We start from the raw sequence: 23,500 nt of genomic DNA on the forward strand, positions 1-23,500 counted from the left end.
GACGTCGAGTCGCAAGCACATCGCCTGAGCGGGCCGGCTAGCGAGCGGCCCGTCGCTCGGCCCGCACGAAAACGCCTGACGCCCACTGGGCGCCGTTCACGCCCGCTGCCACCCACCCGTCGCAGCGCGCTCGCGCCGCGGCGGCGCGGTTTCCATCATTCAGCCATCCCAACCGCTGAATCTGGAGACCGCGATGAAGAAACAAGCCTTGGCCACCGCTGCCTTGTCGGCCCTGCTGCCCCTGTGCAGTCACGCTGCCGATGTCACCCTTGAGGTGGAAGGCCTGGACACCACGCGCCTGCAAGGCGCCACGCTGATGGTGGCCGTCTTCACCGAGCCTGCGAGCTGGCTGCGCCAACCGCAGTCCGGCCATCGCTTCAGCCTCGATACCGCCGCTGGCGGCAAGCTGAGCGTCGTGCTCAAGGACCTGCCCGAAGGTCCCCTGGCCATCAGCCTGTTCCAGGACGCCAATGCCAATGGCCGCCTGGACATGAATGCCATGGGGATCCCCGTCGAGCCTTTCGGCTTCTCCAACAACGCGGCCGGCAACTTCGGCCCGCCGAAGTTCGAACAGGCCGTCGTGACGCCGGTCGCCGGCGCGCCCGTCAAGGTCAAGCTGAACTGAGGGTGGCGGCCATGAGCACGACACGTCGTTCCCTCCTCGGTGCCTTGCTGGCAGGCGCCTTCAGCCCCGAGCTGCTGGCTCTGGGCCTGCCGGCCGACGGCTTTGCAGCCGATGCGCCCGAGCTGGCGCCGCTGCATGGCCTCAGTGGCGAGGACCTCGACGCCGGCGCCGTCGTCGAGGGGCGCCTGCCAGTGGCCCTGCGTGGCCGCTATTTCCGCAACGGCCCCGGCCTGATGCAGCGAGCCGACAAGCGCTACCGCCACTGGTTCGACGGTGACGGCCTCGTGCAGTCCTGGCAACTGCAGGACGGCCGCGCCAGCCATCGTGCCCGCTTCGTACAGACCGACAAGTTCCGCGCCGAGCAGGAAGCAGGCCGCTTCCTGCTGCCCGCCTTCGGCACGGCCATCAGGGCCGAGAGGCCCGTGCGCGGGCCGGACAGCGTCAACGCCGCCAACACCAGCGTGCTGATGCAGGGCGATCACCTCTACGCGCTGTGGGAAGGCGGCAGCGCCTACGAACTGGACCCGGCCACGCTGGCCACGCGCGGCGTCAAGACTTGGGCGCCGGAGCTGCGCGGCATGCCGTTCTCGGCCCATCCCAAGGTCGAGCCCGATGGCACGGTGTGGAACTTCGGCACGGCCAGTGGCCGCCTGGCTCTCTACCAGATCGATGCCGCCGGCAAGGTGCGCCGCCACGCGGTGCTGGACGACATCGCCGCGCCGGCCATGCTGCACGACTTCGCCGTGTCGCAGCGCCATCTCGTCTTCCTGCTCGCGCCCATCCAGCTGGACATGGCGGCCGTGCGGGGCGGCGAGTCCATGCTGGGAGCCATGCGCTGGGGTGCCGACCAGCCGACCCGCGTCCTCGTCATCGACAAGGCCGATTTCTCGCGCCGCCGTATCTTCGAGATGCCAGCCTGCCATGTCTTCCACTTTGGCAATGCCTGGGACGATGGCCGGCTGCTGCGTGTCGACTATGTGCAGGGTGTGGCGCTTCCGGAATTCAACGCGAGCGCCGAACGCATGATGCGCGGTGAGCGCACCGGCCGCGAGGCGTCGACGCCGCGGGTGCTGGAAATCGACCTGCAGAGCGGTCGCCTGGCCGTGGCCGCGCGCGACGAGTCGGTGGAGTTCCCCGTCGTCGATCCACGGGTCGTGGCCCAGCGGCATCGCTTCGTCTGGTACCCGACCGCCGTCGAGACCGGCGCGCGCTGGGGCTTCAACGGCCTGATGCGCCTGGACATCGAAACCGGCGCCCGCGAGCGCTTCAGCTTCGGTGCGGACACCGTCGTCGAGGAGCATGTGCTGGTGCCCAAGCCGGGCAGCACCCGGGAAGGCGAGGGCTGGCTGATCGGCATGGGCTATGACGTGAAGCGCCGCCGCAGCTTCCTCAGCGTCTTCGACGCCCTGCGTCTGGCCGACGGTCCGCTGGCCCGGGCCTGGCTGCCCTACGCCGTGCCCTACGGCTTCCACGGCAAGTTCTACGCCACCTGAGCCCCAAGCCCCCTGCGTCTGGGACAGGGCAGGGGACTCCACATTGACAGCCACCCCCCGCCCCCCTATCGTCCGCGCCGTTTGTTGAAAGCGCTTTCAGAAAGCGCTTTCACTTTCGGCGACCGGCAGCAGTTCGTCGTCGCCTCGTTCCGGGATTTCTATTTCCCCGCCAAAACCATGGAGACGACAACATGCTGAATCTGAAAACCTGCGTGGCGATAGCCGCGCTCGCTGTCGCCGGCACTGCCGGCGCAGCCACGACCAACGCCTTTGCCAACGGCGGCTTCGAGAATGCCGGTGGCCCAGGCCAGCTCGCCGCTGGCTGGCTGACGGCCGCCACCAGCAGCCCCGCCTCGTTGTCCAGCGACGCCCACAGCGGCAGCCATTCCCTGCTGCTGAGCGCCCCCAACGGCTTCGACGCCTCCATCGCGCTGCAGGATTCCGTCGGCCATGGCGGCATGCCGCTGCTCGGCGCCGCCAATGTGGGTGACACGCCCTGGCTGAGCTTCTGGGCCAAGGGCGATGCCAGCACCACCGGCAATGCCTTCGTCACCCTGCGCTACATGGGCGCCAGCGGCATCCTCAGCACGGCCCTGAACCAGCAGTTCCAGAGCCAGCTCAACGCCGGCAGCTGGACGCAGATCAGCTTCCAGGCCGCTGCCATTCCCGCCGGCACGACCTCGGTCTTCATCGAGATCGGCACCGCCGTCGGTCCCATCCTGGACAACCGCGCCAACGCCGTTCTGGTCGACGACCTGCAGCTGGGCCTGCACACCGCCGCCGTGCCCGAACCGGGCAGCTATGCCCTGCTGCTGGCCGGCCTCGCCACCGCTGGCACCATCGCCCGTCGCCGCCGCGCCTGAAGCCCAGGAGAACTCACATGCAACACACCCTCTCCAAGATCGCCGCTTCCCTGCTGCTCTGCGGCCTGGCCGCACATGCCAGCGCCGCCGGCACCGTCGTCATCAACACCTATGGCCCCGGCGATGACGTCAGCGGCTGGGCTTCCCAGCTGGGCCAGGGCTTCAACCCTGACCAGAACCTCGCGGTCGCCTTCGACATCGGCAGCGCCACCACCCTCCAGTCCATCCTCACATCCATCGACGGCCTGGGCGGCGTCACCGTCGGCATCATGGCGCGCTCGGGTGCCGTGCCGACCGGTACGAGCTGGCTCTACAGCACCCACCTGACCGACCCCTGGGCCAACACGGCGCTGACGCCCAGCGGCTGGAACCTGGCCGCCGGCAGCTACTGGCTGGTGGCCCAGGCCGATGCCGGCTTCACCGGCCAATGGCAGAGCGGCACCGACACGCCCAGTGCCGCCTGGGCCTTCTCGTCGGCCGGCAACTGGCAGGCGGTCAACACCGGCTTCACCGGCGCGCCGGCCGTCCGCATCACGGTCACCAGCGCGGTGCCCGAACCCTCCACCTACGGCTTGATGGCCCTCGGCCTCGTCGTCGTCGGTGCCCGCCTGCGTCGCAACCGCCAACAAGGATGAATGCCATGAATCGCCAACACTTCATCGGCGGGCTGCTGCTGGCCGCCAGCGCCGCGGTCTCTGCCAGCGTCACCAGCCCCGTCATCGGCAAGCTGCTCTGGTCCGAGGAATTCAACGGCGCCAGCCTCGACAGCACGCTCTGGTCCACCTACGACGGCAACGGCTGCCAGATCGGCCTGTGCGGCTACGGCAACCAGGAGCTGGAGTACTACCGTCCGGGCAACCTCAGCATCGTCAACGTGCCCTTCGAGCCCAACACGCGGGCCCTGGCCATCACGGCCAAGCGCGAGGTGATGGGCAGCAACCAGTTCACCTCCGGCAAGCTCGACTCGGCCGGCAAGGTACAGGTCAAGTACGGGATGATCGAAATCCGCGCGGCCACCCCATCGGTCGGCGTGGGCCTGTGGCCGGCCCTGTGGATGCTGGGCACCAGCCTGCAACCATGGCCACGCAAGGGCGAGATTGACATCATGGAGCAAGGCGGCCGCCAGCCCGCCGGCTTGCCGGCCGTGTCGCCGGACCAGTTCGTCGGCTCCAACGTCATCACCTACGCCGATGCCGCCTGCGTGCCCGGCAACGAGAGCTGCGCCGCGTCCACCGCCTGGCAGACCAAGAACTGGGTCACGCCGTCGCGCTCGCTGGCCAACCGCTTCGTGCTGTATCGCCTCTACTGGACCGACACTCAGATCCGCTTCACGCTGGTGGACAACGGCCGTGAGCAGGACATGTACAAGGCGCCCATCTCCACGGTGGGCTCGCCGGCGCTGCAGGAGCCGTTCTATCTGCTGATGAACATGGCCGTTGGCGGCAACTTCACGCCTGCTGCCACGCCGGCGCAGATCACCGCGCCGCTGCCGGCCACCATGTACGTGGACTATGTGCGCGTCTATGAGCTGGACGGCAAGGGCGAGGTCAAGCTGGGCGTCGGCATCACGCCGGAGGCCGGCAAGTTCGGTGTCTTCACCGACACCACGCCGGTCACCAACGGCCAGGCCCTCGGCTCGTCGGCGGACTTCTACATCTGGAACACCGGCTCCATGGGCGGCGGCAACATCCCGGCGTACGAGGGGAGCAATGTGCTGGCGCTGAACTACTTCGCGCCGGGGCAATGGTTCGGTGGTGCCGTCGCGTCGCGCCAGGCGCACGACATGAGCGGCTTCCGCGGCGGCAACATCAAGCTGAAGATCAAGGCACCCGCCAACGTCGCGTTCAAGATCGGCATCCTGGACAACTACACCAACCACAGCTGGGTGACCTTCCCTGCCAACACCACGGCCTACGGCCTGGTGCGCAACGGGGAGTGGGGCACGGCCACCATTCCGGTGGCCGAGATCGCCGGGCCGCTGGTCGCGCTGCAGTCCATGAACTCGCTGTTCGAGTTCCTCAGCGTGGACGGCTCCAATCCAGGCGCGCCCTTCCAGATGGCCTTTGACGACATCATCTGGGACTCGGGCGTGGCGGGTGTGGCCCCGACGGTGGTCAGCGCACCGGCCCTGGTCAAGACGACGGCCGTGCCGACAGCTGCGGCGCAGACCGGTGCCACCACCCTCGAGCTCGCCGCGACGGCGGGTGGCTCGGTGGACGTGCACTACAGCGTCAACGGTGGCGAGACCCAGACCGTGCGCATGCGCCAGGATGGCTCGGCCAGCCGCTACACGCTGGGCGGGCTCAAGAAGGGCGATGTGGTCGAGTACCGCTTCACGTCCTGGGATGGCAAGAGCACGGTGGCCAGTGATTCGGCGGCCAAGCGGGTCACGATGAAGTAAGCCGGAGGAAGGGATGGCCGCGCCTTGCCGCGGCTATCCCGGACAATCCGGCCCATGAACCAAGACCAGCTCAAGCAACTCGTCGGCCGTGCAGCCCTGGACTATGTCCCCGCCGGCCAGATCCTCGGTGTCGGCACGGGCTCGACGGTGGACTGTTTCATCGACGCGCTCGCCGCCAGCGGCATTTCGATTCCCGGCGCCGTGTCCAGCTCGGAGCGCTCGACGCAGCGCCTGCTCCAGCATGGCATCCGGGTGCTGGACGCGACCGAGGTCGAGCGCCTCGCGGTCTACATCGACGGCGCCGACGAGATCGACGGCCGGGGCTTCATGGTCAAGGGCGGCGGCGCGGCGTTGACGCGCGAGAAGATCGTCGCCGACCTGGCCGACCAGTTCGTCTGCATCGCCGACGAATCCAAGCTGGTGCAGACCCTGGGCAAGTTCCCGCTGCCCGTCGAGATCATTCCCGTGGCCGCGGCCCAGCTGGCGCGCCACTTTGCCAAGCTTGGCGGCCAGGCGACCTTGCGGGCCGGAGTCGTCACCGACAACGGTGGCCACATCCTCGACGTGCGCGGCCTCTCCATCACCGATCCGCTCGGCTTCGAGACCGAGGTCAGCCAGTGGCCCGGCGTCATCACCGTCGGCGTGTTCGCCCGCCACAAGGCCGGCGTCTGCCTGCTGGGTGGCGCCGATGGCGTGAAGACGCTGAAGTTCTGAGTCGGCGCATGTCGCGCGAGCCTCTCGGTTTCGACGCGGTCTCTCACGAGAAGCACCACTGGTGGCGCAGCCTGTTGTTCAAGCTGGTGGTGTGCGGTGCCGCGACGGCGCTGCTGTGGTGGGCCAGCGGCTGGGCAGGCCTGCTGGTGGCGCTGATGCTGTGGGGGCGCGCCTTTGCGTCCGATCTCTTCGCCCTGGGCGAGACGTTGGGACGTCACCTGAAAGCCCTGGCTTTCCGGCCTGTGCAGGGGCGCTTCTACGCCTTCAAGGGCCATCGCATCCGCGTGCTGGACGACGAGCTGCTGCCGCAGCGCTGGATCGCGCTGGAGGACCTGGCCACGGCCCTGGGTGCCCCCCTGCCGGCAGCCGTGCTGCGGCGCCGCCAGCCCGAGGCCCTGCGCGAACTGCGCGACGGCTCCTATGCGCTCGACGAATTCGTGATGGCCTGGCTGCGCGACCAGCGCAACGACCGCGCCGTGCGGCTGGCGCATTGGGTGGAGCGAGAGGTCTGGTTTCCGGCGCGGGGCCGCAAGGCCAGCTATGCCCAGAAAAAAGGGGCGTCTGAAGACGCCCCTTCCGGCGGAGACTGAGGCATGCGGGCCGAGCGCCGGGCCGCTCCCTAGCCGGCCCGCTCAGGCGATGTGCTTGCCGGTCGAGCCGGCAAGCATCGCCGTCCCCTCGGGGGACCGCCCAAGGTAATCCTTGGGCGAGGGGCTTCAGTTCCGGCCCACGGCGCTCCAGGCGGCGGCCACGGCGGCCGATTCAGCGCTGCCTGAGCCATACAGCTCGTTGGCGGCGGCGATGGTGCCACTGCGGGCGCTGGCGTAGTTGGTGGACGAGGTGAACTTGGTCGTCAGGGCCCGGTACCAGATCTTGGCGGCCTTGTCCCGGCCGATGCCGGCCAGCGTGCCCGAGCCGGTGGCGACGCGGGTGTTGCCGGCCACGCAGGTCGGGCTCCTGCCATAGCTGCTGTTGGTGCCTTCGGCGAGCAGGAAGAAGAAGTGGTTGGCCACGCCCGAGCTGTAGTGCACGTTGAGGTTGCCCACGCCTGAGTACCAGCAGTCGGCGGACTTGCCGTCGCTGCTGGGCTTGACCATGCTGCGCAGCGAGCCGCCGCCGACCATGATCTTCTCGCCGATCAGGTAGTCGCCGGCATCGCTGCTGTTGGCGGCATAGAACTCGACCATGGTGCCGAAGATGTCCGACGTGCCTTCGTTCAGGCCGCCGGACTCGCCGGAGTAGATCAGGCCGGCGGTGCGGCTGGTCACGCCGTGCGTCATCTCGTGGCCGGCCACGTCCAGGGCCACCAGGGGTTTGAGGGTGGAACCGTCGCCGTCGCCATAGGTCATGCAGAAGCAGGAATCCGACCAGTAGGCGTTGTTGTAGTTGGTGCTGTAGTGCACGCGGTTGTAGGCACCCTTGCCATCGTTGGCGATGCCGTTGCGGCCGTGGACGTTCTTGTAGTAGTCCCAGGTCTTGGCCGTGCCGTACTGGGCGTCGGCGGCGGCGCTGTTGGTGTCGCTGGTGGCGTTGTTGCCCCAGGTGTTGTCGGCATCGGTCGCGACGGTGTTGCCGCTGGTCTTGTTCTTCAGGTTGATGGTGTAGGTGTTGCCGCGGCTGGGGTCGCGCAGCTCGTAGCCGCCGCTGATGCTGTTGGTCGTCAGCGCGACGTTGCCGCTGTAAAGCGTCTTGCCCGTGCCGTTGGCGGCCGCGGTCTGGATGTCGTCCCAGGCATCGAGCTTCTGGCCGTTGCCGGCGTCGATGATGATGTGCTTCTCGAAAGGCGTGCCATCGTCGCCGTCGCCGCTGACCTTGACCTCCCAGGCCAGGCGGGGCAGGTCTTCGCGGGCCCAGATGACGAGTTCGGGACGCGGCTGGATGTCGGCCATCGGGTACTCGACAAAGACGGCCAGCAGGGCGCGGGCGGCGCTGACGCTGGGCGTGGTCGACACGCTGGGCAGCATGCGGTTGCTGCGCTGCATGGCGGCGAGGTTGCCGCGCTTGTCGGTCTGCACGATGAGGTCAGCACCGATGGCGCGCAGGCCGCCGATGCGGCGGTCGAAGTGGACGTGGCTGCTGCCGTCGGCATCCTGCACGACACGACGCATCTCGTAGCTGTGGTCCTTGCCATCCAGGCTCAGGCCGGGGAATTGGCGGGCAAATCCTTCGGCGCTGGTGCGCAGCAGGGCCTGGGCGCTGACCGTGGCTTCGGTCGGCTTGCCGTCCGCGGTCTGGGATTGGGCCTGGACCAGGGAGGTGAGGGTGGCGAGGCCGAGCAGGGTCAGCTTGTGGCTGGTTCGGAACATGATGGAACTCCGGAAGTGGGGTGTTGCTGCGGGAGTACTGCGGCAGCGGCCCGCGGCGCCGGATGGGCGCGCGGTACCGGGCCGGACTATGCGCAACGGGCCCCTGCGCGAGCAGTGGCGGCCGCCCGTCGCCTGGCACAGTGACGGGTAGTCCCTGATTTCCAATGCAAAGAGCCGGGCAGTGCCCGGCTCCGTTCAATGGCGAAGTTCGCGACGCGTCAGAACGTTTGCAGAACCTTCTTAGAAGGTTTCCCAGTCGCCGTCGTCCGCAGCAGGCGCGGGAGACGGAGCGGGGCGCGGTGCCGCGGCGGGCGCCGCCTTGGCCACGGGTGCGGCGACCGGTCGGGGGCTGGCGGCCGGCTTGGGGGCCGGGGCCTTGGCCATGGGCTTGGCGACTGGCGCGGGCTTGTGAGCGGCCGGTGCGCGGGGCACTGCGGCCGGGCGGTGGGTGCTGGCGCCAGCGAGCTTGAACACGCCGATGGCCTCGCCCATGCGGGCCGACTGCTCGCGCAGACTTTCCGCGGCGGCGGCGGACTCCTCCACCAGGGCGGCGTTCTGCTGCGTCATCTGGTCGAGCTGCACGACGGAAGCGTTGACGACGCCGATGCCCTCGCTCTGCTCGCGGGCCGCGGCGCTGATCTCGCCAATGATGTCGGTCACGCGCTGCACACTGGCGACGATCTCGGTCATCGTCGCGCCGGCGGCCTGCACCTGCTCGGTGCCGGAGTCCACGCGCTCGACGCTGGCGCTGATCAGGCTCTTGATCTCCTTGGCGGCTTCGGCGCTGCGCTGGGCCAGCAGGCGCACTTCGCCGGCCACGACGGCGAAGCCACGGCCCTGCTCACCCGCGCGGGCCGCTTCCACCGCGGCGTTCAGCGCCAGGATATTGGTCTGGAAGGCGATGCCGTCGATGGTGCCGATGATTTCGTTGATCTTGCGCGAGCTGTGGCTGATCTGGTCCATGGTGGCGACGACCTGCGAGACGGCCTCGCCGCCGCGCTGGGCGACGCTGGCCGCCGAGCTGGCGAGCTGGTTGGCCGTCATGGCCGCGTCGGCTGTCTGCTTGACCGTGCCGGTCAGCTCGGACATCGACGAGGCAGTGTTCTGCAGATTGCTGGCCGTCTGCTCGGTGCGCTGGCTCAGGTCCAGGTTGCCGGTGGCGATCTCGGCGCTGGCCGTGCCGATGCTGTCGGCCGCCTCGCGCACCTTGCCGATGAGCTTCTGCAGGGCTTGCTGGGTGTCGTCCAGCGCGCTCAGCAGGCGACCGATGTCGCCGCCACCGCTGCGCGGGATGGGATAGGTCAGGTCGAAACGGGCCAGGGCCTCGGCCGCCTCGGTGGCCGCATGCAGATTGCCACCCGAACCGCCACCGCTCAGCAGGCCGAACAGGCCGGCAGCCCAGCTCAGCGCCAGGACGGCATACAGCCAGCCCTTGGCGGAGCCGGCATCGGACAGTGCCACGCCGACGCCGACCGTCACCACGCCGAGCACGACGCCCAGGGCCAACTTCATTCGCTGCGAACCGCTCATGCCGTCTCCATCAGAAAAGGGAAAGGAACACCGGCCATGCCGGGTCAACGGCGCAGTTTGCCGCCGGCCCCGGTGCGGCGGAAGAGCGATATGGGGGAGGAAGCGGCAATAGTTGCCCGAACCGCGGTCAGCGGCCGGGCTTGCGTCGCCGGCGCAACGCGAAGCGCAATGGGTCGACGGCATCCAGCAGTTCGGCCTCCAGCGGCCGCGGCGAGCCCAGGGCCAGGGCCGCAACGAGGCGCCCGGCCAGGGCCGCCCAGGTGATGCCACGCGAGGCGAAGCCGGTACAGACGACGAGGCCCGGCCGGCGGGCCTGCAGGCGCAGCTGGTCGGCCTCAGGCGCGCCGGGCAGGGCCAGGCCGCCGATCAGCGGCAGGCGGTCTGACGCAATGAGGCGCCAGGCGACGCGGCCGGCCAGTGGCGCTTCGGGAGGTGACGCCAAGCCGGCAAGGCGGGCATAGCGGGCCAGGTTGTCAGCCTGGTCCTCAGGGCGAAGCTCGGGATCGAGGTCGCCATCCTGCGTCGTGGCGCCGCACCACAGGCCGCCCTGGCCGTCGGCAATCGCATAGCCCTCGCCGGCGACGGGCAGGGCCGGGTACCAGGGCGCCGCGGGCAGATGGGTGAGCTGGCCGCGCTGCACGACGAGGTCGGCCGCCAGATCGCCGAGCAGGGGCAGCTGGCCATGGCCGCCGGCGAGTACGACCAGAGGCGCCTCGGCGATGAGTTGACCCGTGGCATCGAGCAGGCGCCAGCCGTCCGCGGTGGCCTCCAGGGCCTGAATGCCTTGTCCCAACTGCAGCGTGGCGCCGCTGGCGGCCAGCATGGCGCGTGTGTAGGCCGCTGGATCCAGGGCGCCGCCGCCGGGATAGAACCAGGCGGGGTGGGCGAGGCGAGTGCCGGCCCGGGCAGAGGCGACCTCGGCCGACAAGGCCTGCACATAGCCGGGTGCGCCCTGCATGGCATCTGGCGGCAGCCGCGTCTCCAGCCTCAGCAGCCCCTGTTGATGCGGCAGGCCGAGTTCGGCCAGCTGGGCCTGGGTGGCCAGTGCCGCGGCGCGGTTGAAGCGGGCGTGCGGACCGTCGTCCGGGTTGAGGGTGCCGTGGAAGAGGCCGGCCGGGTTGCCGGAGCTGGCCTGGGCTGGTCCGGGCAGGGCGTCGACGACGGTGCAGGCAACGCCTTGGCGGGTCAAGGCCAGCGCGCAGGCGGCGCCTGCCAGGCCGGCACCGATGACGATGGCGCGGCGCGCGTCCGGGGCCAGCGGCTCACGCCCGGCCGGGCGCTGCGGCAGGTGGCGCGGCGCGAACCGGGCGACGGTCATCTCGGGCTTGTTGGCAAAGCCTGGCGCCAATTCAACTTCGAAGCCGAGAGAGGCCAATGCCCGCCGCATCGGCCGGTTGATGCTCCAGGTGGCGACCGTCGTGCCGGGCACGGCGTGGCGAGACAGGCTCTTCAGCAGCCACTCGTCCCATAGCTCGGGATTGCGCAGCGGCGCAAAGCCGTCGAGGTAGAGAGCGTCTGCCTGCAGCACCAGCTCCCGCAGCAATTCGCGCGCCTCGCCCAGGCCCAGCAGCAGCTCGACACGACCGCCTTCAAAGCTCAGCGTGTGCAAGCCCGCGGTCAGCGGTGGCCAGCGGTCGACGAGCTGTTGCGCCAGGTCGGGCAAGGGGCTGCTCGCGTGCGCTCGGGCCAGGTCGTCGCGGCGCAGCGGGTGTTTCTCGACGCTGACGAAGACCAGGCGTTCGCAGCGTGCCGGGTCTTGCCGCCAGGCGTCCCAGGTGGCGAGGAAGTTGTTGCCCAGGCCGAAGCCGGTCTCCAGCACGACAAAGCGTTCGCGCCCTTGCCAGCGTCCGGGCAGGCCGTTGCCGGCTATGAACACATGGCGGGCCTGGGGCAGGGCGCCGGCACGCGAGTGGTAGACGTCGCCGAAAGCGGGTGCGGCCGGGGCGGCCGGGTCGGTGAAGTCGACCTCGGCTGGCGTGACGGCCGGCGAAGTCCCTGGCGCACCCTTCGCGCTGCGCGCTGTCCCGCCAAGCGGGAGCTGATCTCCTTCGGGCGGCCGCGCGGAGCTCATGCGCCCAGCCGCTGCATCTCGCTGGATTCAAGTACGCGCAGGGCGGGGCCGGGCGCTTCGAGGGCGAGACACATCGCGCGGGCGATGCGTTGCGGTGAGATGGGGCGCCAGGCCGCGGGAATGAGGCCGGCCAGCGGGCGCATGAGCCTCAGGGACCAGGCTTCGCCGCTGCGATGCGGCTGGTCCAGCTTCTCGCGTTCGCCGTCCAGCAGCGAGGGGCGGGCAATGACGAGGCGCTCGAAGCCCAGCGCCTTCAGCGCGTCCTCGGCTTCGCCCTTGACGCGGTTGTAGAACACGGCGGACCCCGCGTTGGCTGCGAGGGCGGACACGAGGCCGCAATGCGTGGCGCCGGCTTCGCGCGCAGCACGGGCGACGGCCAGCACGGCATCGAAGTCGGCCGCGCGGAAGGCGGCTTGTGAGCCAGCCTGGGCCATGGTCGTGCCCAGGGCGATGAAGACGCGGCCCGGTGCGGGCAGGGCCTGAAAAGACTCAGGCCTGCCATAGTCGACGATGGCCGTCGACACGGGCAGGCCCGGGGTGGGCTTGCGCACGAGCGCGAGGCCCGTGGGCAGTTCGGCGCACAGTGCCCGCCCGACGAGGCCGGTGGCACCGGCGATCCAATCGGGGCGGGATGTGGGCATCGTTATCGCTTGGGTTGCGTCAGGCGCGGGCCGTTATTGTGGCGCGGCGCGCCGCCGTCACGGCTGGGCTGGCCGCCCGCCGGACGCTGGCCTTGCGGCTTGGGCGCCGTGCGGGCACCGCCGTGACCGGTGTGACCGGCCGGCTTGGCGCCGCCGTGGCCGGCGTGAGCTTGCGGCTTGCCGCCACCCGGGCGGCCACCGCCGTCGCGCTGGCCGCCGCGGTTGTCGCCGCCACGGCCACCACCACCGCCGCCGTTGCCACCGCGACCGCCTCGACCTGCGTGTTGCGGCGGGTTGGGGTTGCGGCCGCGGCTGCCGTTGGGGTTCAGCACGGTGCGGCCCAGCACGATGGGCTCGGCCTTCTCGTTGGGATCGGGCGCGAAGCCGGGCACGATTTCCTTGGGGATCTCGCGCTTGATGAGCTTCTCGATGTCGCGCAGGAAGCCGTTCTCGTCGACGCAGACGAGGCTGACGGCTTCACCCTGGGCGCCGGCACGGCCGGTGCGGCCGATGCGGTGGACATAGTCCTCCGGCACATTGGGCAGCTCGAAGTTGACGACGTGGGGCAGCTGGTCGATGTCGATGCCGCGGGCCGCGATGTCGGTCGCCACCAGGCAGGTCAGATCGCCGCTCTTGAAGTCGGCCAGGGCCTTGGTGCGGGCACCCTGGCTCTTGTTGCCATGGATGGCCATGGCGCTGATGCCCTGCTCGTTCAGGAAGTCGGTCAGGCGGTTGGCGCCATGCTTCATGCGCGTGAAGACCAGCACCTGGTGCCAGTCGCCGCTCTTGATCAGGTGAGCCAGCAGTTCCTTCTTGCGCTCGCGGCCAACCGGGTGGACCTTTTGCGCGATGGCGTCGTTGGTCTGGTTGCGGCGGGCCACCTCGATCAGGGCCGGCTGGTTCAGCAGGCGATCGGCGAGATTCTTGATCTCGTCGCTGAAGGTGGCGCTGAACAAGAGCGATTGCTTCTTGGCCGGCAGCAGGGCCAGCACCTTCTTGATGTCGTGCACGAAACCCATGTCGAGCATGCGGTCGGCTTCGTCGAGCACGAGGATCTGCACTTGCGACAGGTCCAGCGTGCCTTGCTGGGCGTGGTCGAGCAGGCGGCCGGGCGTGGCAACGAGGATGTCGACGCCGTCGCGCAGCTTGTTGATCTGGGGCTGCATGCCGACGCCGCCGAACATGACCATGCTCTTCAGCGGCAGGTATTTGCCATAGGTCTGCACGCTTTCCTCGACCTGGGCGGCGAGTTCGCGGGTGGGCGTCAGCACGAGGGCGCGGATGGCGATCTTGCCGCGCTTGTTCAGCAGCTTCTCGCCGGTGGCGAGGCGGTGCAGCATGGGCAGGGTGAAGCCGGCGGTCTTGCCGGTACCGGTCTGGGCGCCGGCCATCAGGTCACCACCGTTCAAGACGGCGGGAATGGCCTGGGCCTGGATGGGCGTGGGGGAGGTGTAGCCAGCGTCAGCAATGGCCTTCAGCAGCGGAGCTGCCAAGCCGAGGGTGTCGAAACTCATCGAATCCTAGAAAGGGGAGGGCACGCCAACAATCACCGGGGCTCGCCGTGCCGCCGGGGAGGCGACACCAGTCTTCGGGCAAGCCAGGCCGCGTGCGGGGGCTCAAAAAGTGAAACGCCGCGCAAGACTGTCAGCGCGGCGTTGGGATGCATTCTAGCGGCTGAACTATTTACGGATCGTGACCCAATCCATGCTTGCCCAGTTGTTGGCCGAATGGGGCATGCTGACTTCCTTGCGCATGGCCCACGGAATGACCTGGCGGTGCAGGGGAATGATGTTGACCTGTTCGCGGTAGGCCTGCAGGGCCGCCTTGACGGTGGCTTCGCGCTTTTTCGGGTCGATCTCGATGGTGGAGGCCGCGGCCAGGGCATCGGCCTCGTTGTTGACGATGCCGCCGTAGTTGGCCACGCCGACACCCTGCTCGCCACGGTTGCGCAGCACCGGCGTCAGCATGGTCTCGGCGTCCGTCGAGCCGCCGCCCCAGCCGGTCAGGAAGAGGCTGGTGTCGAACTTCTCGATCTTGGGGAAATACAGGGTGCGGGGCATGGCGTTGACCTTGACCCTGACCTTGACCTGGGCCCACATGCTGGCCAGGGCGATGCAGATGCGCTCGTCGTTGACGTAGCGGTTGTTGGGGCAGTCCAGCGTGATGTCGAAGCCGTCCGGGTAGCCGGCTTCGGCCAGCAGCTTCTTTGCCGTGGCGACGTCATAGGGCAGGCGGCTTTCCAGCTTGGGGTCGCCATAGGCGCCGCGCGGCGAGGCGGTCAGGCCGCCGGTGGGCGTGGAGTAGCCGCTCATCAGCTTGGTCTTGATGGCCTCGATGTCGATGGCGTGATACAGGGCCTTTCTAACGCGCAGGTCCTTCAGCGGGTTCTTGCCGTCGGGCGACTGGCCGTAGAGCAGCTTGTCGCGGCTCTGGTCCATGCCGATGTAGACGATGCGGTTCTCCTGGCCGTCGACGACCTTGAGGTCGGGCGTGGTGCGCAGCCGGGCGATGTCGCGCGGCGGCGGGTCGAGGACGAAATCGATCTCGCCGGAGATCAGCGCGGCGGTGCGCGTCGCGTCATTGCCGATGGGCAGGTAGCTGAACTCCTGCAGATTGCCTTCGAACTTGTTCCACCAGTTAGGGTTGCGCTTGAAGACCGTCTTCACGCCCGGCTGGCGGCTGACCAGCATGAAAGGCCCCGTGCCGTTGGCATGCTGGCTGGCATAGGACTCCTCCTGCTGCTTGAAGTTCAGCGGCCGTGCCACCCGGTGCTCCTCGCACCATTTGCGGCTCATGATGAAGAGGGTGGTCATCAGCTCAGGCACGATGGGATTGGGCTTGTCCAGCGTGAAGACGACGGTCAGCGGGTCGACGGCCTTGGGCGAGCCGACGGCGTTGGCGTAGACGCGCTGCGGGGAGTTGTCGTCGCGCAGGCGCTGCATCGAGAACACGACGTCGTCGGCCGTGAAGGGCGTGCCGTCGTGGAACTTGACGCCCGGGCGCAGCTTGAAACGCCAGATCAGCGGCGTGACCTGGGTCCATTCGGTGGCCAGCGCCGGCATCGGGGCCAGGTCCTTGCCGCGCCGCGTCAGGGTCTCGTAGACCTGGTTGTTCAGGCTGTTGGTCATGACCTCGTTCTGCGAATGCGGATCGGTGGTCTGCATGTCGCCCTGGCTGGACCAGCGCAGGGTCTGGCAGTGGGCGAAGCTGGCGGCGAGAACGAGCAGGGCGGCGAAAAAGCGGGGCATCTGGCTTCCTGGAAACGCGGCTCGGCGACAATAGCAGGCAATGCAGGCCCTCTTTCGGGGCCTGCCGCTGTTTCAGCTCCAAGGATCGCCCATGGCCCAGTACGTTTTCAGCATGAACCGTGTCAACAAGACGGTTCCCCCCAAGCGCCACATCCTGAAGGACATTTCGCTGTCCTTCTTCCCCGGCGCCAAGATCGGCGTGCTGGGCGTCAACGGCTCCGGCAAGTCGACCATCCTGAAGATCATGGCCGGCGTCGACAAGGAGTACGAAGGCGAAGCCATCCCGATGCCGGGCATCAAGATCGGCTACCTGGAGCAGGAGCCGCGCCTGAATGCTGACCAGACCGTGCGTGAAGCGGTGGAAGAAGGCATCGGCGGCGTGCTGGCTGCCAAGAAGCGCCTGGACGAGGTCTATGCCGCCTATGCCGAGCCGGACGCCGACTTCGACGCCCTGGCCGCCGAGCAGGGCGAGCTGGAGGCCATCATTGCCGCCGCCGGATCCGAGAACACCGACCTGCAGCTGGAGCTGGCAGCCGACGCGCTGAACCTGCCGCCCTGGGACGCCCAGATCGGCGTGCTGTCGGGTGGCGAAAAGCGCCGCGTGGCCCTGTGCCGCCTGCTGCTGTCCAAGCCCGACATGCTGCTGCTCGACGAACCCACCAACCACTTGGACGCCGAGTCCGTCGAGTGGCTGGAGCAGTTCCTGCAACGCTTCCCCGGCACCGTCGTGGCCATCACCCACGATCGCTATTTCCTGGACAACGCCGCCGAGTGGATCCTGGAACTGGACCGTGGCCACGGCATTCCCTGGAAGGGCAACTACTCCGAGTGGCTGGACCAGAAGGAACGCCGCCTGGAGAGCGAGCAGAAGTCCGAAGACGCGCGCATGAAGGCGATGAAGGAGGAGCTCAAGTGGGTTCGCTCCAACGCCAAGGGCCGCCAGGCCAAGAGCAAGGCGCGCCTGGCCCGCTTCGAGGAGCTGAGCGACGTCGAGTACCAGCAGCGCAACGTGACGAACGAAATCTTCATCCCCGTGGCCGAGCGCCTGGGCAATGAGGTCATCGAGTTCGAGAACGTCAGCAAGAGCTTCGGCGACCGCGTGCTGATCGACAACCTGTCCTTCAAGGTGCCGGCCGGCGCCATCGTCGGCATCATCGGCCCCAACGGCGCCGGCAAGTCGACGCTGTTCCGCATGCTGCAGGGCGTGGAGCAGCCGGACAGCGGCACGGTCAAGATCGGCAAGACGGCCAAGCTGGCCTTCGTCGACCAGAGCCGCGCCAGCCTGGAAGCCGACAAGACGGTGTGGCAGGACGTCTCCGGCGGCCTGGACAACATCACGGTCGGCAAGTTCGTCATGCCCAGCCGCGCCTATCTGGGCCGCTTCAACTTCAAGGGCAATGACCAGCAGAAGCTCGTCGGCTCGCTGTCGGGCGGTGAACGCGGCCGCCTGCACCTGGCCAAGACCCTGGCCCAGGGCGGCAATGTGCTGATGCTGGACGAACCGTCCAACGACCTCGACGTCGAAACCCTGCGCGCACTGGAAGAAGCGCTGCTGGAATTCGCCGGCTCGGCCATGGTCATCAGCCATGACCGCTGGTTCCTGGACCGCATCTGCACCCACATCCTGGCCTGCGAAGGCGACTCGCAGTGGTTCTTCTACGACGGCAACTTCCACGAGTACGAAGCCGACAAGAAGAAGCGCCTGGGCGAGGAAGGTGCGCGCCCGAAGCGCATGCGCTTCAAGCCCATCAAGTGATGGGTCTCGTCACCGCGGCTTAAGGGTGGTTGGGGCCTGAACCGGCGCCGGGCCGCCCCTAGCCGGTTCGCGCCCCCTCGGGGGCAGCGCCTGTATTCGGGCGCGTGGGGGCACCACGAAGCCTGGTGACGACAACGGGACACAGTTCTTTACCCCGTGCCCAAAGATCCCACACAGGCCCCCTGGAAGATCACATCACTCCCTCTTCTTCCCGGAGACCCCTGATGAAAGCCTTCCAGAACCTGTTGCGTATCGGTACCGTGGCTGCAGCCCTGGCCCTCGGTGGCGTGGCCGCCCAGGCCCAGCCCGGCCCTGGTCACCACGGTGGCCCGGCCATGATGGCCCCCGGCGGCCTGTTCGGCGGTCACATGGACCACCTGCTCGACCTGGTCAACGCGACAGACGCTCAGCGCAGCCAGATCGACGCCATCTTCAAGGCCGCCCGCACGGACCTGTCCGGCCAGCGCGAAGCCGGCAAGAAGCTGCATGAGCAGATGGCAGCCCTCTATGCGGCCCCCAACATCGATGCCGCCGCCATCGAGGCCGTGCGTGTGCAGATGAGCACCCAGCACGAGACCGCCTCCAAGCGCCTCAGCCTGGCCAGCATCGACGCTGCCCGCGTGCTGACACCCGAGCAGCGTGCCAAGATCGCCGACGTCATGAAGAAGCGCCAGGCTCGCATGGCTTCGCGTCACGCTGGTTGATTGGCCCTTGACGAGGAGTTCTGCGATGCTTGAGCCTCGTTCCACCGGCGCGGAAGCGCGCCGGATTCCCTTTTCTTCCCTTGCCCCGGTGATGAGTAGCGCCCGACTGCTGTTGATCGATGACGATGTCCGCCTCACCGGCATGGTGGGCGACTACCTCCGCTCCGCTGGTTTTGAAGTCAGCACCGCCGGCAACCTGGCCCAGGCCCGTGAGGCCCTGGCCCATGGTCGCTTCGAACTGCTGGTGCTGGATCTGATGCTGCCCGACGGCGATGGGCTGGACTTCTGCCGCTGGCTGCGTGGCGACGCGCGCTGGCGCCACCAGCCGGTGCTGATGCTGTCGGCCCGCGGCGAGCCCATGGACCGCATCCTTGGCCTCGAACTCGGCGCCGACGACTACCTCGCCAAACCCTTCGAGCCGCGCGAGCTGCAGGCCCGCATCAAGGCCCTGCTGCGCCGCCTGGAGCCCAAGCTGGACGGCGACGAGGTGCTGCGTTTCGGCCGCCTGGAGATCGACCTGGCCGCCCGCGTGGCGCGCCTGGACGGCAAGATCTGCGACCTGACCAGCCACCAGTTCGACCTCCTCGTCGTGCTGGCCCAGAGCCCGGGCCGCGTGCTGAGCCGCGACCAGATCATGGATGCGCTCAAGGGCCACCCGCTGGAAGCCTTTGACCGTTCCATCGACGTGCACATCTCGCGCATCCGCGCCGTCATCGAGGACGATCCCAAGAACCCCCGTCGCGTGCTGACCGTGCGCGGAGCCGGCTATGTCTTTGCCCGCAAGCAAGACGCCGACGCGGACGCCGCCTGAACGCCCCGGCTTGAAGTCACTCTACGTCCGCATCTACCTGACGCTGGTGGCGCTGCTGCTGGCGTTCGCCTTCGGCTCGGCCTGGCTGTTCCAGCGCCACATCGAACAGGAGCGCGGCAATGTCGAGTCGGCGGCCGGCGAGCGCCTGAACGCGATGGCCGCGCTGCTCAAGCTTGCGCTGCCGCCGGCCACGGCACCGCGCGCAGAGCAGGCCGCCGCGTTTGCGGACTGGGGGCAGCGCCTGCGCATGCCCATCGCGCTGGAGGATGCCGACGGCAAGCGCATCGCGACGACGCAGATGTTCCAGCGCCGCCTCGATGACGCAGGTGCCCTCGTCGTCAGCGCCAGCCTGGGCGATGGGCGCAGCCTGGAGATGGTTCGCAGCGTCCGTCCACCGAATGCCCCGGGCGCGGCTTCGGGCCCCGGTTCGGGGCCTGGTTCAGGCCCGGGTGGCCCTCTGGCTCGGCCGCCGCGCCTGGATGAAGGACCTTGGACCGGCCCGTGGCTGCACCGCCCCGTGTCGCCGGGCGCGCCGGCCGTGTCGACGCTGGCCGTCGTGCTGGTGCTGCTTTTTATCGGAGTCGCGGCAGGCGCCTATCCGGTCGTGCGCCGGCTGACGCGCCGGCTGGAGTCGCTGAAGCGCGGTGTCGAGAAGTTCGGCTCGGGCCAGTTGGGCCACCGCGTCGACGACAGCGGCCGTGACGAGGTCGCGGCCCTGGCCACCAGCTTCAACCAGGCAGCCGACCGCATCGAGACCCTGCTGCGCTCTCACCAGACCCTCTTGGCCAATGCCAGCCACGAGTTGCGTTCACCGCTGGCGCGATTGAAGATGGCCTTCGCGATGCTGGATGACGCCGCCCCGGCACAACGCCAGCGCCTGGCCCATGAGATCGACGTCAACATTGCCGAGCTCGACGCTCTCGTCGAGGAGGTGCTGCTGGCCAGCCGCCTGGAGGCGGGCAGCGCCATCGGCGAAACCCACACCGTCGAACTGCTCGCCCTGGGCGCCGAAGAAGCCGCCCGTGCCGAAGCGGCCTTCGAGCCGGAGACCGACTCGGCCCGCATCGACGGCCAGGAACGCCTGCTGCGCCGCGCCCTGCGTAACCTGCTCGACAACGCGCGCCGCTACGGCGGGCCCGAGGTGGAACTGGCCCTGCGGCCGGTGGCCGGCGGCTATGAATACGTCGTCGCCGACCGCGGCGCGGGCGTGCCGGCCGATCTGCGCGAGCGCATCTTCGAGCCCTTCTACCGCCTGCCCGGCCATGCCGAGATGGCGGGCGGCGTCGGGCTGGGGCTGAGCCTGGTCAAGCAGATCGCCGAGCGCCACGGCGGCAGCGTGCGCTGCCTGCCGCGCGATGGCGGTGGCAGCCGTTTCGTGCTCTTCCTGCCGGCGACGGGCGGCTAATTAGTCGCGCAAGACTGTGTATTCCGGGCCGAGCGCTGGGCCGCTCCCGAGCCGGCACGCTTGGCGGCGGTTGCGGCTCGATGCCGCAAGCGTCGGCGTCCCCGCGGGGGACCGGCCAGACGCACCGCGTTCAGCGGAGTGCGGCTGGACGAGGGGCTCCGCTACTAGCGGTTCTCGTTGAAGACCCGTCTCAGCAACAGGCTGAGCAGCAGGGCAGCCATGACGAGGCCGGCGGTGGCGGCCTGCCAGAAACCTATGGCGCCGGCACCATGGGCGCCGAAGGCCAGGAAGTAGCCACCGCCGATGCCCAGGCCCCACAGCGCAATAACGTAGATGATCATTGGCAGCGTGGCCACCTGGTAGGCTCGCAGCACATAGGCAGCCACCGTCTGCAGGGCGTCGCCGAGGTGGAAGAACCAGACCCACACGAGCAGCGGCAGGGCCGCGGCGGCGGTCGACGCGTTGGAGGTGTAGAGGGCGACGATGCCCTCCCGTGCGAACGCGACAACGGCGCCGACACCCGCCGCGGTCAGCGCCGCCAGCGTCATCGCGTGCCGGCCCACGATGCGCGCCTCGCGCTTCTCCTGGGCGCCCAGATGCTGGGCCACCAGCGTGCCGGCCGCGGTGGCCAGGGCCAGCGCGATCATGAACATCATCGCGACGAGGTTGACGGCGATCTGGTGGCCGGCGACCGGCGTTGCGCCGAGGCGGGCGATGAAAAAAGCCATGAAGGTGAAGCCCGTCACTTCGACGAGGATGGAGCCGCCCATGGGCAGGCCCAGGCGCACGAGGCCCCAGAGCGCGGCCCATTGCGGCCGCGTCTGCCACAGGAAGGGGATGCAAAAGGGCTGGTAGAAGCCGTCGCGCCGCAGCAGTGCGAGGGCCGCCGTCGCCTGCGCCGTCATCGCGATGGCCGTGGCCCAGCCGCAGCCCGCCACGCCCATGGCGGGAATGGGACCCCAGCCGAACACCAGCACCGCGTTCAGCGGCACCTTGGCGGCAAGCCCGGTGAGTTGCATGGCCATGACGGCCTTGGGACGGCTGACCGCCGTCGAGAAGCCGCGGAAGGCCGCAAACAGCAGGCCGGCCGGCAGCGCAAAGGCCTCGGGCCGCGTGTAGGCCCGCACCTTGTCGGCCTGGATGGCATCGAGCTGGGCCAGCCAGATGAAGGGGTCGGGGAACCACAGCGCCAGGCTGCCCGGCACGCACAGCAGCACGGCCAGCCATTGCGCCTGCACAAAGCTGCGGCCGGCGCCGGGCAGGTCTTCGGCGCCGAACTGGCGGCCGGCAATGGGCCCGACCGCGAGGACGACGCCCATCAGCCCGACGAAGATGGACACATAGGCGGCCGAGCCGACGGCCAGGCCAGCCAGGTCCTCGGGGCCGACGCGGCCCATCATCAGCGTGTCGACCGTGCTGAACATCATCACGGCGATCTGGCCGACCAGGACGGGCCAGGCCAGCGGCACAAGGCGGCGGACGCTGTCGATGAAACGGATGCGGTTCATTTCTGTGCGCGTTCAGCGTAGCGGTTGAAGCGCCAGGCCGTGCCTTCCTGGGCGATGCGCTGCCAGACGATGCGCTTCTCGAAGGGACCCAGACCGGGCCAGTGCTGCACCTCGTCGAAGGTCCGGCCGCAGCCCTTGCAGACGGGATCGCCCTGGGCGGTGGAACAGATGGCGATGCAGGGGGAGTCGGGCGTGGTTTCGTACCAGTCCAGCCAGGCGCCCAGGGCCTTGTCGCTCAGCGCGTCGATGTCGACTTCGGTGGCGCGTGTCCAGGCCAGCAGGGCATAGGCCTCGGCCAGCGCGCGCACTTCGGGCGCGGCGCTGATGCCATCGAGCGAAGGCGAACGCTCGCGCCACCAGTTGATGGCGGCCTCGAGGTCGGTGACATGAATCTTCTCAGCGCTCAAGCGACCAGTCCCATCGCTGCGCGCACCTCGCGCAGCGTCTTGCGCGCGACGGCGCGGGCGCGCTCGGTGCCCACTTCCAGCGTCCACTGCACCTGCTGCGGGTCCAGGGCCGCCGCGCGCTCGCGCCAGGGGGCCTGTTCCTTCTGGATGGCTTCGATCAGCGGCTGCTTGCAGTCCAGGCAGCCGATGGAGGCGGTCTTGCAGCCGGTCTCGCAGGCGGCGCGCGTGGCCTCGTCGCTGTAGATCTGGTGCAGGGGCCAGACGGGGCAGCGCGCCGGGTCGCCGGCATCGCTGCGGCGCACGCGTTGCGGGTCGGTCGGCATGGTGCGGATCTTGGTGACGACGACCTCGGGCTCGTCGCGCATGGCGATGGCGTTGTCCAGGCTCTTGCTCATCTTCTGGCCGTCCAGGCCGGCCAAGCGGGCGGTTTCGGTCAGCAGGGCTTGCGGCTCGACAAAGATGGGCGCGGCTTCGGCGTAAAGGCGGTTGAAGCGGCGCGCGACCTCGCGGGTCACCTCGACGTGGGCGGCCTGGTCTTCGCCCACCGGCACGCCGGCGGGCTTGTACATGAGGATGTCGGCTGCCTGCAGCAGCGGGTAGCCCAGGAAGCCGTAGGTGGCCAGCTCCGGGTCGGCGGCGACCTGGTCCTTGTAGCTGGGCATGCGCGCCAGCCAGCTCGACGGCGTGCACATCGCCAGCAGCGTGAACAGCTCGGCATGCTCGGGCATGCGGCTTTGCAGGAAGAGGGTGCAGCGTTCGGGATCGATGCCGGCGGCCAACCAGTCCGTCACCATCTCGTAGACGTGGCGGGTCAGCGTCTCGCCACTGGGGCGCTGTGTTGTCAGGGCGTGCCAGTCGGCGACGAAGAAGAAGCAGTCGTGCGTGTCCTGCAGGCGCACCCAGTTCTTGATGGCGCCGTGGTAGTGGCCGAGGTGCAGGGCGCCGGTCGGGCGCATGCCCGAGAGCACGCGGGGGCGGGTGAGGGCGGGTGTCGTCGACATGGGGCGCGGATTGTCG

Annotated in this window: 19 protein-coding genes and 1 pseudogene; 11 read left to right on the plus strand and 9 right to left on the minus strand. The window is 69.0% G+C overall.

Annotated features, from left to right (window positions below; all coding sequences use genetic code 11):
- Positions 1-193: 193 nt before the first annotated feature.
- The 7 genes from ACS5PN_RS01340 to ACS5PN_RS01370 all read left to right on the plus strand — a co-directional run bounded on the left by ACS5PN_RS01340 (position 194) and on the right by ACS5PN_RS01370 (position 6,686).
- On the plus strand, positions 194-625 hold the full coding sequence (locus ACS5PN_RS01340) for a DUF2141 domain-containing protein (protein WP_439462146.1): 432 nt from the start codon (positions 194-196) through the stop codon (positions 623-625).
- An 11-nt stretch (positions 626-636) separates the two neighbouring features.
- Positions 637-2,118 carry a carotenoid oxygenase family protein gene (locus ACS5PN_RS01345; protein ID WP_439462147.1) on the plus strand — a complete coding sequence of 494 codons (1,482 nt, stop codon included), beginning with the start codon at positions 637-639 and terminating at the stop codon, positions 2,116-2,118.
- A 191-nt stretch (positions 2,119-2,309) separates the two neighbouring features.
- The gene (locus ACS5PN_RS01350) at positions 2,310-2,981 is read left to right on the plus strand and encodes a PEP-CTERM sorting domain-containing protein (protein WP_439462148.1); all 672 of its coding nucleotides are present in this window, start codon (positions 2,310-2,312) and stop codon (positions 2,979-2,981) included.
- A 17-nt stretch (positions 2,982-2,998) separates the two neighbouring features.
- Complete coding sequence (locus ACS5PN_RS01355) at positions 2,999-3,616, plus strand: PEP-CTERM sorting domain-containing protein (protein WP_439462149.1); 618 nt, start codon at positions 2,999-3,001, stop codon at positions 3,614-3,616.
- A gap of 5 nt (positions 3,617-3,621) precedes the next feature.
- Positions 3,622-5,382, plus strand: a complete 1,761-nt coding sequence (locus ACS5PN_RS01360; RefSeq protein WP_439462150.1) for a glycoside hydrolase family 16 protein — start codon at positions 3,622-3,624, stop codon at positions 5,380-5,382.
- A 54-nt stretch (positions 5,383-5,436) separates the two neighbouring features.
- Positions 5,437-6,096: a ribose-5-phosphate isomerase RpiA gene (gene rpiA, locus ACS5PN_RS01365; protein ID WP_439462151.1), complete on the plus strand. Its 660-nt coding sequence runs from the start codon at positions 5,437-5,439 to the stop codon at positions 6,094-6,096.
- 8 nt (positions 6,097-6,104) lie between these two features.
- Positions 6,105-6,686: a hypothetical protein gene (locus tag ACS5PN_RS01370; RefSeq protein ID WP_439462152.1), complete on the plus strand. Its 582-nt coding sequence runs from the start codon at positions 6,105-6,107 to the stop codon at positions 6,684-6,686.
- 126 nt (positions 6,687-6,812) lie between these two features.
- Here ACS5PN_RS01370 and ACS5PN_RS01375 read toward each other — a convergent pair whose 3' ends face one another.
- The 6 genes and pseudogenes from ACS5PN_RS01375 to ACS5PN_RS01400 form a co-directional block, all read right to left on the minus strand.
- A complete protein-coding gene (locus tag ACS5PN_RS01375) occupies positions 6,813-8,402 on the minus strand; it encodes a M4 family metallopeptidase (RefSeq protein ID WP_439462153.1) in 1,590 nt (529 codons plus the stop codon).
- Positions 8,403-8,642: 240 nt separating this feature from the next.
- A pseudogene (locus ACS5PN_RS01380) lies at positions 8,643-9,536 on the minus strand (methyl-accepting chemotaxis protein); the annotation flags it as partial.
- 523 nt (positions 9,537-10,059) lie between these two features.
- On the minus strand, positions 10,060-12,003 hold the full coding sequence (mnmC, locus tag ACS5PN_RS01385) for an FAD-dependent 5-carboxymethylaminomethyl-2-thiouridine(34) oxidoreductase MnmC (protein WP_439462154.1): 1,944 nt from the start codon (positions 12,001-12,003) through the stop codon (positions 10,060-10,062).
- Positions 12,000-12,644 (minus strand): NAD(P)H-binding protein, encoded by a 645-nt coding sequence (locus ACS5PN_RS01390; RefSeq protein ID WP_439462155.1) that lies wholly within the window; start codon positions 12,642-12,644, stop codon positions 12,000-12,002. The genes mnmC and ACS5PN_RS01390 overlap by 4 nt, the downstream gene beginning before the upstream one ends.
- A gap of 2 nt (positions 12,645-12,646) precedes the next feature.
- Positions 12,647-14,158: a DEAD/DEAH box helicase gene (locus ACS5PN_RS01395; RefSeq protein WP_439462156.1), complete on the minus strand. Its 1,512-nt coding sequence runs from the start codon at positions 14,156-14,158 to the stop codon at positions 12,647-12,649.
- 165 nt (positions 14,159-14,323) lie between these two features.
- Positions 14,324-15,892, minus strand: coding sequence for an ABC transporter substrate-binding protein (locus tag ACS5PN_RS01400; protein ID WP_439462157.1), 1,569 nt, complete (start codon positions 15,890-15,892; stop codon positions 14,324-14,326).
- A 91-nt stretch (positions 15,893-15,983) separates the two neighbouring features.
- Between ACS5PN_RS01400 and ettA the strand changes: the two genes are divergently transcribed.
- From ettA to ACS5PN_RS01420, 4 genes are all read left to right on the plus strand, one after another.
- Complete coding sequence (gene ettA / locus ACS5PN_RS01405; RefSeq protein ID WP_439462158.1) at positions 15,984-17,648, plus strand: energy-dependent translational throttle protein EttA; 1,665 nt, start codon at positions 15,984-15,986, stop codon at positions 17,646-17,648.
- A gap of 224 nt (positions 17,649-17,872) precedes the next feature.
- Positions 17,873-18,352: a Spy/CpxP family protein refolding chaperone gene (locus ACS5PN_RS01410; RefSeq protein WP_439462159.1), complete on the plus strand. Its 480-nt coding sequence runs from the start codon at positions 17,873-17,875 to the stop codon at positions 18,350-18,352.
- A gap of 91 nt (positions 18,353-18,443) precedes the next feature.
- The gene (locus tag ACS5PN_RS01415; protein WP_439462160.1) at positions 18,444-19,163 is read left to right on the plus strand and encodes a response regulator; all 720 of its coding nucleotides are present in this window, start codon (positions 18,444-18,446) and stop codon (positions 19,161-19,163) included.
- A 10-nt stretch (positions 19,164-19,173) separates the two neighbouring features.
- A complete protein-coding gene (locus tag ACS5PN_RS01420) occupies positions 19,174-20,568 on the plus strand; it encodes a HAMP domain-containing sensor histidine kinase (RefSeq protein ID WP_439462161.1) in 1,395 nt (464 codons plus the stop codon).
- A gap of 164 nt (positions 20,569-20,732) precedes the next feature.
- Here the strand turns inward: ACS5PN_RS01420 and ACS5PN_RS01425 are convergent, their stop codons facing one another.
- Genes ACS5PN_RS01425 through trpS form a run of 3 tightly spaced genes read right to left on the minus strand, consistent with a single transcriptional unit; the run spans position 20,733 to position 23,484 of the window.
- Positions 20,733-22,076, minus strand: a complete 1,344-nt coding sequence (locus tag ACS5PN_RS01425; RefSeq protein ID WP_439462162.1) for an MATE family efflux transporter — start codon at positions 22,074-22,076, stop codon at positions 20,733-20,735.
- Positions 22,073-22,483, minus strand: coding sequence for a DUF3717 domain-containing protein (locus ACS5PN_RS01430; protein WP_439462163.1), 411 nt, complete (start codon positions 22,481-22,483; stop codon positions 22,073-22,075). Before ACS5PN_RS01430 ends, ACS5PN_RS01425 begins: the two co-directional genes overlap by 4 nt.
- A complete protein-coding gene (gene trpS / locus ACS5PN_RS01435) occupies positions 22,480-23,484 on the minus strand; it encodes a tryptophan--tRNA ligase (RefSeq protein WP_439462164.1) in 1,005 nt (334 codons plus the stop codon). The genes ACS5PN_RS01430 and trpS overlap by 4 nt, the downstream gene beginning before the upstream one ends.
- Positions 23,485-23,500: the final 16 nt, after the last annotated feature.

The organism is Roseateles sp. NT4 (assembly GCF_051857475.1).
Lineage (GTDB): Bacteria > Pseudomonadota > Gammaproteobacteria > Burkholderiales > Burkholderiaceae_C > Pelomonas.